A 7,759-nucleotide genomic window follows, 5' to 3' on the forward strand; every position below is an offset into this window, starting at 1 on the left:
CTTTAACGCCCGCTTCCGCGATGAAATGCTGAATGGAGAAGTCTTCTACAGCCTCCGCGAGGCACAAATACTGATCGAGCAATGGAGGAAGCACTACAACACGAAACGACCACACAGCGCATTGGGCTAYCSCCCGCCAGCCCCGGAAACCATCCTTCCGATGGACCAAAGACCGGCGATGCACTAACTTTTAAAATGGACCACTCAAGTGGGGCTGATCACTTCCCTTTCCTTGGCAGGTATCAGATCCACCGCAGACCAACTCGCGAGGCTCCGGCTCCGCATTGTTCTTGCTGGCACATACCTCGCTTTCGCCGTCATCTTGGGGGGTCCGCTCGAACTCGGTCGCGCCAGCGCCGCAGAGCTGACTGCAGCGGTCAACCCTCAGGGTTCCTATCTGCCGCACCTGGCCTTCCAGGATGGTAACAGCTTCGCCATGGCGATGTGGCCAGACATCGAGGTGCGGGCAATGCCCGAGAAGGTTCCCGTAGTTGGCTTCAGAAGCGAGGTCCAACGCGCCTACTTGGGTAGCACCTCAGTAGCGGAGGATAGTCTCGAAGCGCTTGACATCAATTACCGAGGAATCGCCGGGGTGGGAGGGACGTTCCATGTGGCCCGGCAGGGGGAGTTCAGCCCAGAGCCGATCATCCTCTCGGTCGATTTGAGAGTTCAGCACGCAGTCCACGATGAACTCACCAAGGCTATTAGCCGGTTTGACGCAATAGCGGCCGCCGCCGCGATTATGGACGTGCATACGGGCGAGATCATTGCCATGGTTTCGCTGCCAGACTTCGATCCAAACGAGCCCGGAAGCATATTGGCCGAAGGTCGTTTCAATCGGCTGACTGCCGGTCGCTACGAGGTTGGATCGATCTTCAAGATCGTCACAGTGGCTGCAGCGCTCGAAAGTGGCCGCGTACGACTGAATGACTTGGTCGATGCGCGGCATCCGCTGCGCTTTGGCCGCCACACCATATCAGATTTTCGGGGGCAGCACCGCATGTTGACGGTCCGCGAGGTGTTCACCTACTCGTCGAACATTGGCACAGCACGGCTTGTAGAACAGATGGGCAGAGATTACTTCCGCACCTTCATCTCGGCGCTCGGGTTTGACACGCGATCGGCAATCGAGCTTCCCGAGGTGACTAGTTCCTACGTCCCGGAGGCATTCTCGGCAGTAGGCGCAGCAACCGCCTCATTTGGCCACGGGATCAGCCTGACTCCGATTCAAATGCTGACGGCGCTAGGAGCCTTGGTGAACGGTGGCTATCTTGTGCAACCGACGCTCTTTGTACGGTCGTTCGAAGATGCGCGTCAGCACGCCCCGCAGGTTGTCTCCAGTCACACCAGTGTCCAGATCATTCGCCTGCTCAGGCTTAATGCTCTGGAAGGCGGCGCCCGTCGTGCCGAACATCTCGCACCTGGCTATCGCATCGGCGGCAAGACAGGGACGGCTGAAAAGGTCGTGGACGGGCGTTACGCGAAAGACAAGAACGTGACCTTCTTCACGTCTGTTTTCCCTATGGACGCTCCGCGATATGCAATGTTGGTCATGCTGGATGAACCTCACGCCGAGGGCACCTCCAGAAATCGCACCGCCGGCTGGAACGCGGGCGAAGTGTCCGGAAAATTGGTTTCGCGCACAGCGCCGATGCTTGGCATCGCTCCGAGGTTTTGACTGACCCGCGCTACCTCGGTTAACCATCGTAATCCAGCGTGGTCGCCTTTCCTGTAACCGGGGCGAGCGAGCGTGGAGTGCACCCCTTGGCTAGACACTGAGCAGGCTGCTGTTTTGCCACTCTGCCGGACGTGCCGATCCTCAAACAGCTGCGGGCTCAGATAGCCGAACGCCGAATGGAGCCTGCGTTTGTTGTAGACCTCGTCGATGAAGCGGCGGATCCGTTGAACTATATCCTTCGAGAGCGGCCTGTCTTGGCCGCTATCAGTCGTGACGACGAAGCGACGCCTGACCTTCGGCTGCAGCCCGTGTTGGCGCATCAGGCGGCAGATCTGCTTGTGGTTTACGATGAGGCCCTGCTGCCAAGGCCCTGCCAACACGGCGGTAGCCGTAGAACTCGAAGTCGTCGCAGATCGCGAACATCGCCCCCACAATCGCGGAGTCAAGCCATTGTGCGGCATTATGGAGCAAGTGCCACAGGGGAGTGTGACCGTCTTTGCAGCAAGAATGCCTAGCTGTGAGTTCGGTAAACGATATCAGCTTGGCCACCGCCTGGCCTGAATCGGAAAGAAGGCTTCGGACAGCATCCCTTGTTGCGCCCGGATGGCCGCAATCTCCATCCCGAGGAGGTCTGGTCTCTCACCGAGGATGACGCCTACGGCTAGTTCGTCGACTTCCGCCGGGCCGACAATAATGGGAAGCCATATTGCTCACGCTGCGGCTGTCTGGAGCCACACGATCGCCAGTTCTGGAGAGGGGCATTCCGTTGGACACGCGTTTGGGCCGGATTTTTGGCTAAGAAACCCACTAACTGCCGCGCCTACCGCGGCAGTTCCCATCTTCTAGCAGCCAGCGTCGGGTACTGGCCGGAAAAGTACGTTCAGCGAGCGATTGTCGCCCCAGTCTCGTCTGCCAATGCGGAGAGGATTGCATATGCAGCGTTTACTCGGTCTGGAATGAAGTAGTTCTTGTTGGCCAGCATCACGATGCCGACCTGCTCGCTCGGAACGAAGCCCACATACGCGCCGAAGCCGTTGGTCGAGCCGGTCTTGTTGATCAGTATGGCGTCGCGATCCGATGGCGGGTCGAGCCTTGTCGCTGGGTTCGCCTCCAGCGCCATCTTTGCGGAGTTGCCCGCGAGCAGTGGGTCGAGATCTGTTGGCCAGTCATATATCTCCCAACCTAGTGCCTGTGTCATGGGACCGATCTTATAGTACCCGATGTGGGTCCCTGCGATCGCGCGTTGAAGCGATTCGTCGAGTTCGGAACTGTCTATATTAGCCTCGACAAATCGGATCAGATCAGCGGATGATGTTTTCACTCCATAGGTTTCTGCGTCCAGGACGCCTGGGTTCACCCGTATGGCCTTGCCTTCTTTCGAATAGCCATATGCGTAATTTTCCATCCGCTCCTGCGGAACGTTGATGTAGGTGTGCGTGAGTCCGAGCGCTGGGAATAGTTCATCTTCCATCAGGTCCTCGAACGGCTTTTCCATGCTCTTGGCGACCAGATGTCCGAACAGGCCGATGCTCGGGTTCGAATAGCGCCTGTGGGTGCCAGCGGGATGCTCCGGCCGCCACGCCTGGTAAAAGGCAACCATCCCCTCATCATCGGTTACATCGTCGGGAAACTGCAGGGGGAGGCCACCTGCGGTATAAGTGGCAAGATCGAGCAGGCTGATCTGGTCGAAGGCACTGCCGGACAATGCCGGCATATTTTCGCTGGCTCTATCGGAAAGCGACAGCACGCCGCGCACCTGCGCGTAGGATCCGAGCGTCGCCGTGAATGTCTTGCTGATTGATCCGATCTCGAAAAGCGTATCTTCGGTGACTTTCTGCCCGCTCTCCTTCGAAGCGACGCCATAGTTGAAGAAGTAGCGTTTGCCCCGGACCGTGACCGCAACGGCCACTCCCGGAATATCGTGTTCTTTCATGATGGGCAGGATCGTCTCGTCTACGACGCGAGCGACCTCGCTACTCTCCTGGCGCTCGGCAGCATGGGCATAAGCTCCGAAAAGCAGAGCTACGCTGGCCGGAATTGCTAGCTTCCGAAAGGAGTTTCCATTCATCACAGATACAACGTCCTCGTCTTCTATAGGGTCGGCCGCGCTTGCGGCCACTGCTGGGGTCCACCGCCCAGTTCTGGGTAGGCGAAAGCTTGACCCTTGCCAAACGATGAATTCTCTGATCTGCCATGAGATAAACTTGGTCTGGAGGTATCGCAGAATGGAAGTTTCACAGCTGCCTCTCAATGCCCTGCGCGCTTTCGAAGCGTCAGCGCGCCTCGGCAGTTTCACGCGCGCCGGCCTGGAACTGCGGGTCACGCAGACGGCAATCAGCCATCAGGTCAGGGCGCTGGAGGAGACCCTCGGCACTGTCCTGTTCAAACGGCTTCCACGCGGAATATCTTTGACTGACGAAGGGCACGCATTGTTGCCGGTGCTGACCGACGCGTTCCGCCGCATGAGCGCCACGCTCAGTCAGTTTGAAGAAGGCAACTACAAGGAAATCCTGACGATCGGAGTGGTGGGTACTTTTGCGATCGGCTGGCTGCTACCGCGATTGAAGACATTCAAGCAGAAGCATCCGCACGTGGATCTCCGGCTTAAGACGAACAACAACCGTGCTGACATTCTGCTCGACGGTCTCGATTTCTTCATCCGGTTCGGCGACGGCGCTTGGACTGGAACCACAGCAGTGCACCTGATGGACGCCCCACTCTCGCCGGTCTGCACGCCGCTGATCGCTGCGCGTCTTGAGAGCCCCAGGGACTTGGCAAACGAGGACTTGTTGCGGTCTTACCGGATCGACGAGTGGCGCCTCTGGTTCAGAGCGGCCGGTATTGAGCCGCCGAGTGTCCGCGGCTGGATGTTTGACTCCTCCAGGGCACTTGTTGAGGCGGCGGCACAAGGGGCTGGTGTAGCCCTCGTTCCGGTTGCGATGTTCGCCCGGGAGATTGCTGAGCGACGCATCGCGCAGCCCTTCGATATAGCCGTGTCCGCAGGGAATTATTGGCTGACACATCTCAAATCCCGGGAGGAGACGGCCTCCATGAGGGCATTTCGGGACTGGGTCCTGGCCGAAATCGCTGCTACACCGTCACGACTGGACCCTGTAGCCGAACGGCGGCCTTCGTCGGTGACGATTGAGAGCTGATCGTCCAGAACCCGGCTCGCCATCCGCCGGGAACCGGACGAATGGACGGACGGCGATGGAAGCAGGCCGTATGGCGACAATGGGCGTCGTGAGCTGCCGAGGCAAACTTTGCCCTTCTGCATGGATACACAACGTCAGCTTACCCGGTAGCGCCTCCCAGAAGCGGACAGTCCGTTGGCAACCCTAAGCTGTGACGCGGACAGCTCCGTTTATCCCCTGGCCAATCAAGGCCGAGGAGAACTCCGATGGGTCATTCTCAATTCGATGAGGCGAGCCGCAAGCGCCCAGCTTGGAACGCTGGCAAGAACGTAGGAGCAAAGCGTCCGTGTTGATTTCCGCTGAGAGCCGACCCGGGATTTTCGCCGAGAAGTGACCCGCCTTCATGTATGGTTTGGGTCTCAGGCCTTGTTCAAGGTGGGTGCTTTATCCTTCTTTGTGTCGGTGGTCTGGGCTGAGCTGTTCTTGAAGCGGAAGCTGTCGTTTCCGGTCTCCAGGATGTGGCAGTGATGGGTGAGCCGATCGAGCAGCGCCGTCGTCATCTTGGCGTCGCCGAAGACGGTCGCCCATTCGCTGAAGCTGAGGTTGGTGGTGATGACGACGCTGGTGCGCTCGTAGAGCGTGCTCAGCAAGTGGAACAGCAGCGCCCCGCCTGACGCGCTGAAGGGCAGGTATAGGAGTTCGTCGAGGATGACGAGATCGGAATGGGCGAGCCGATTGGCGATCTGGCCGGCCTTGCCCTGGGCCTTCTCCTGCTCGAGCGTGTTGACGAGCTCGACGGTGGAGAAGAAGCGGACACGCTTGCGATGATGCTCAACCGCCTGCACGCCAAGGGCGGTGGCGATATGGGTCTTGCCGGTGCCCGGGCCGCCGACAAGCACGACATTGTTGGCATCGCCCATGAACTCGCATCGATGGAGCTGTCGCACGAGGTCCTCGTTGATCTCGCTGCTGGCGAAGTCGAAGCCGGCCGAGTCGCGATAGACCGGGAAGCGGGCTGCCTTGAACTGATAGGCCACGGACCTGACCTCCCGCTCGGCCATCTCGGCCTTCAGGAGTTGCGACAGGATGGGGATGGCGGCCTCGAAGGCGGGTGAAGCCTGTTCGGTGAGTTCGGCGACGGCCTGCGCCATGCCGTGCATCTTGAGGCTCCTGAGCATGATGACGATAGCGCCGCTGGCGGGATCATGACGCATGGCGGGCCTCCCGAACCTGGCGCAACGCATCGTAGCGCTCGACGTTGGCCTGTGGCTCCTTGGCCAGGCTCAGCGCCTGCGGCGCGTCGATGACTGGCGGGGCGATCGGTCTGCCGTCGACCAGCCTGTGCAGGAGATTGAGGATGTGAACCTTGGTCGGAACGCCGGCCTGCAGCGCCATCTCCACGGCCGTCAGCACGACCTGCTCGTCATGTTGCAGGACGAGCGACAGGATCTCGACCATCTCGCGGTCGCCGCCGGGCTTCCTGAGCAGATGCTGCTGCAGCCGTTTGAAGGCTTCGGGTAGTTCAGTGAAGGGAGCGCCGTTGCGCAAGGCTCCGGGCTTGCGCTGGATGACCGCCAGATAGTGACGCCAATCATAGATGGTCTGGCCACGCCGATCATGCGACCGCTCGATGATGCGGCGGTGCTCGCACACGATCTGCCCCTCCGCGGCAACCACGATCCGTTCCGGATAGACCCTGAGGCTGACCGGCCGGTTGGCGAAGGACGCCGGCACGCTGTAGCGGTTGCGCTCCAAATGGACGAGGCAGGTCGGAGAGACCCGCTTGGTGTATTCGACGAAGCCGTGAGGCGTGGCATCGGCATCAGGAACCGCGCTTCCTCGGCCCGGATGTCTTCGATCGTTCCGGGTCGGACACCATGGGGAACCTGTTGCCACAGCTCCCGGCACCGCCGCTCCAGCCAGTCGTTCAAGGCCTCCAGCGATGGAAAGCGCGGCATCGGCTGCCATAGCCGGTGACGCGCATCCTGAACGTTCTTCTCGACCTGTCCCTTCTCCCAGCCCGAGGCCGGATTGCAGAACTCGGTCTCGAACAGATAATGGCTGGCCAGGGCCGAGAAGCGGGCATTGACCTGCCGCTCCTTGCCGCGCCCGATCCTGTCGACCGCCGTGCGCATGTTGTCGTAGATTCAGCGCCGGGGAACGCCGCCCAGAACCCGGAAGGCGTGGTTGTGGGCGTCGAACAGCATCTCGTGCGTCTGCAGATCGCCGGTTAGGTGCTGGAGGCCGGAAAAGCGGCTTTCTCAGAGTTGATGAATCTTGCGTCTGGAACAAGACGAGGGCGAAATGGGCACCTCTATCAGTCGAAGCACGAACTGCTTGCGAGGAAAGCTTCAATCATTGCGGCGGCTTGCGACGCATGAGATATCGCCAGATCATGTGCGCCGCCCTTCACTATCTTTAGCACGGCGCCAGGAATGAGTTTTTCTAGCCTCGCGCCAACGCTTGGTCTGCCCCCTGAAAAGTGGTCCTCCCTGAAGTAGGCTATTGAGCCGTTGGAGAGGACGTTGGAATGCCCCAGAAGAAGCATAAGCCCGAAGAGATCGTCGCGAAGCTGCGTCAGGTCGATGTTCTGCTGTCGCAAGGTCGTTCGGTTGGCGAAGCGGTTCGTTCGATCGGCGTGACACAGTTCACCTATTACCGCTGGCGCAAGGAGTTCGGTGGCCTGAAGGGTGACCAGGTGAAGCGCCTGAAAGAGCTCGAGAAAGAGAATGACCGGCTGCGCAAGGCTGTGTCGGACCTSACGCTCGAGAAGCTGATCCTGAAAGAGGCTGCCTCGGGAAACTATTGAGCCCCGCCCGTCGCCGTAGCTGCGTCGACCATGTCGTGGCGAAGTTCTCCGTCTCGGAGCGGTTTGCCTGCAAGGTTCTCGGCCAGCACCGATCGACCCAGCGCAAGAAGCCGCACGGCCGAGCAGATGAAGAGGCGC

General features: G+C 60.0%; 5 protein-coding genes and 2 pseudogenes. 4 read left to right on the top strand and 3 right to left on the bottom strand.

Annotation, left to right across the window (positions count from 1 at the left end):
• Together L598_RS19525 and L598_RS19530 are read left to right on the top strand one after the other, a co-directional pair.
• Nucleotides 1-187, top strand: a 187-nt coding sequence (locus L598_RS19525) for an integrase core domain-containing protein (RefSeq protein ID WP_144865388.1), incomplete at its 5' end; no start/stop codon positions are given.
• A gap of 21 nt (nt 188-208) precedes the next feature.
• Entirely contained in the window at nt 209-1,678 is a 1,470-nt protein-coding gene (locus tag L598_RS19530) for a penicillin-binding protein 2 (protein WP_144865390.1), read from the top strand.
• A gap of 880 nt (nt 1,679-2,558) precedes the next feature.
• Here the strand turns inward: L598_RS19530 and ampC are convergent.
• Nucleotides 2,559-3,746, bottom strand: coding sequence for a class C beta-lactamase (gene ampC / locus L598_RS19540; RefSeq protein ID WP_144865394.1), 1,188 nt, complete (start codon nt 3,744-3,746; stop codon nt 2,559-2,561).
• Nucleotides 3,747-3,903: 157 nt separating this feature from the next.
• Between ampC and L598_RS19545 the strand changes: the two genes are divergently transcribed.
• Nucleotides 3,904-4,833, top strand: a complete 930-nt coding sequence (locus L598_RS19545) for a LysR family transcriptional regulator (protein WP_144865398.1) — start codon at nt 3,904-3,906, stop codon at nt 4,831-4,833.
• Between the two features lie 398 nt (nt 4,834-5,231).
• On the opposite strand, the gene istB is transcribed toward L598_RS19545, so the two are convergent.
• The gene (istB, locus tag L598_RS19555; RefSeq protein WP_144865396.1) at nt 5,232-6,026 is read right to left on the bottom strand and encodes an IS21-like element helper ATPase IstB; all 795 of its coding nucleotides are present in this window, start codon (nt 6,024-6,026) and stop codon (nt 5,232-5,234) included.
• A pseudogene (gene istA, locus L598_RS19560) lies at nt 6,016-7,034 on the bottom strand (IS21 family transposase); the annotation flags it as partial. The gene istB and the pseudogene istA, both read right to left, overlap by 11 nt.
• Before the next feature lie 308 nt (nt 7,035-7,342).
• Between istA and L598_RS19565 the strand changes: the two are divergent.
• A pseudogene (locus L598_RS19565) lies at nt 7,343-7,759 on the top strand (transposase); the annotation flags it as partial.

The organism is Mesorhizobium sp. J18 (genome assembly GCF_007829525.1).
GTDB lineage: Bacteria > Pseudomonadota > Alphaproteobacteria > Rhizobiales > Rhizobiaceae > VLJP01.

Excerpts from the sequence above, each read along its gene's own strand:
- istB (WP_144865396.1), bottom strand. The coding sequence starts at position 6,026 with ATGCGTCATGATCCCGCCAGCGGCGCTATCGTCATCATGCTCAGGAGC.
- ampC (WP_144865394.1), bottom strand. The coding sequence starts at position 3,746 with ATGAATGGAAACTCCTTTCGGAAGCTAGCAATTCCGGCCAGCGTAGCT.
- L598_RS19545 (WP_144865398.1), top strand. The coding sequence starts at position 3,904 with ATGGAAGTTTCACAGCTGCCTCTCAATGCCCTGCGCGCTTTCGAAGCG.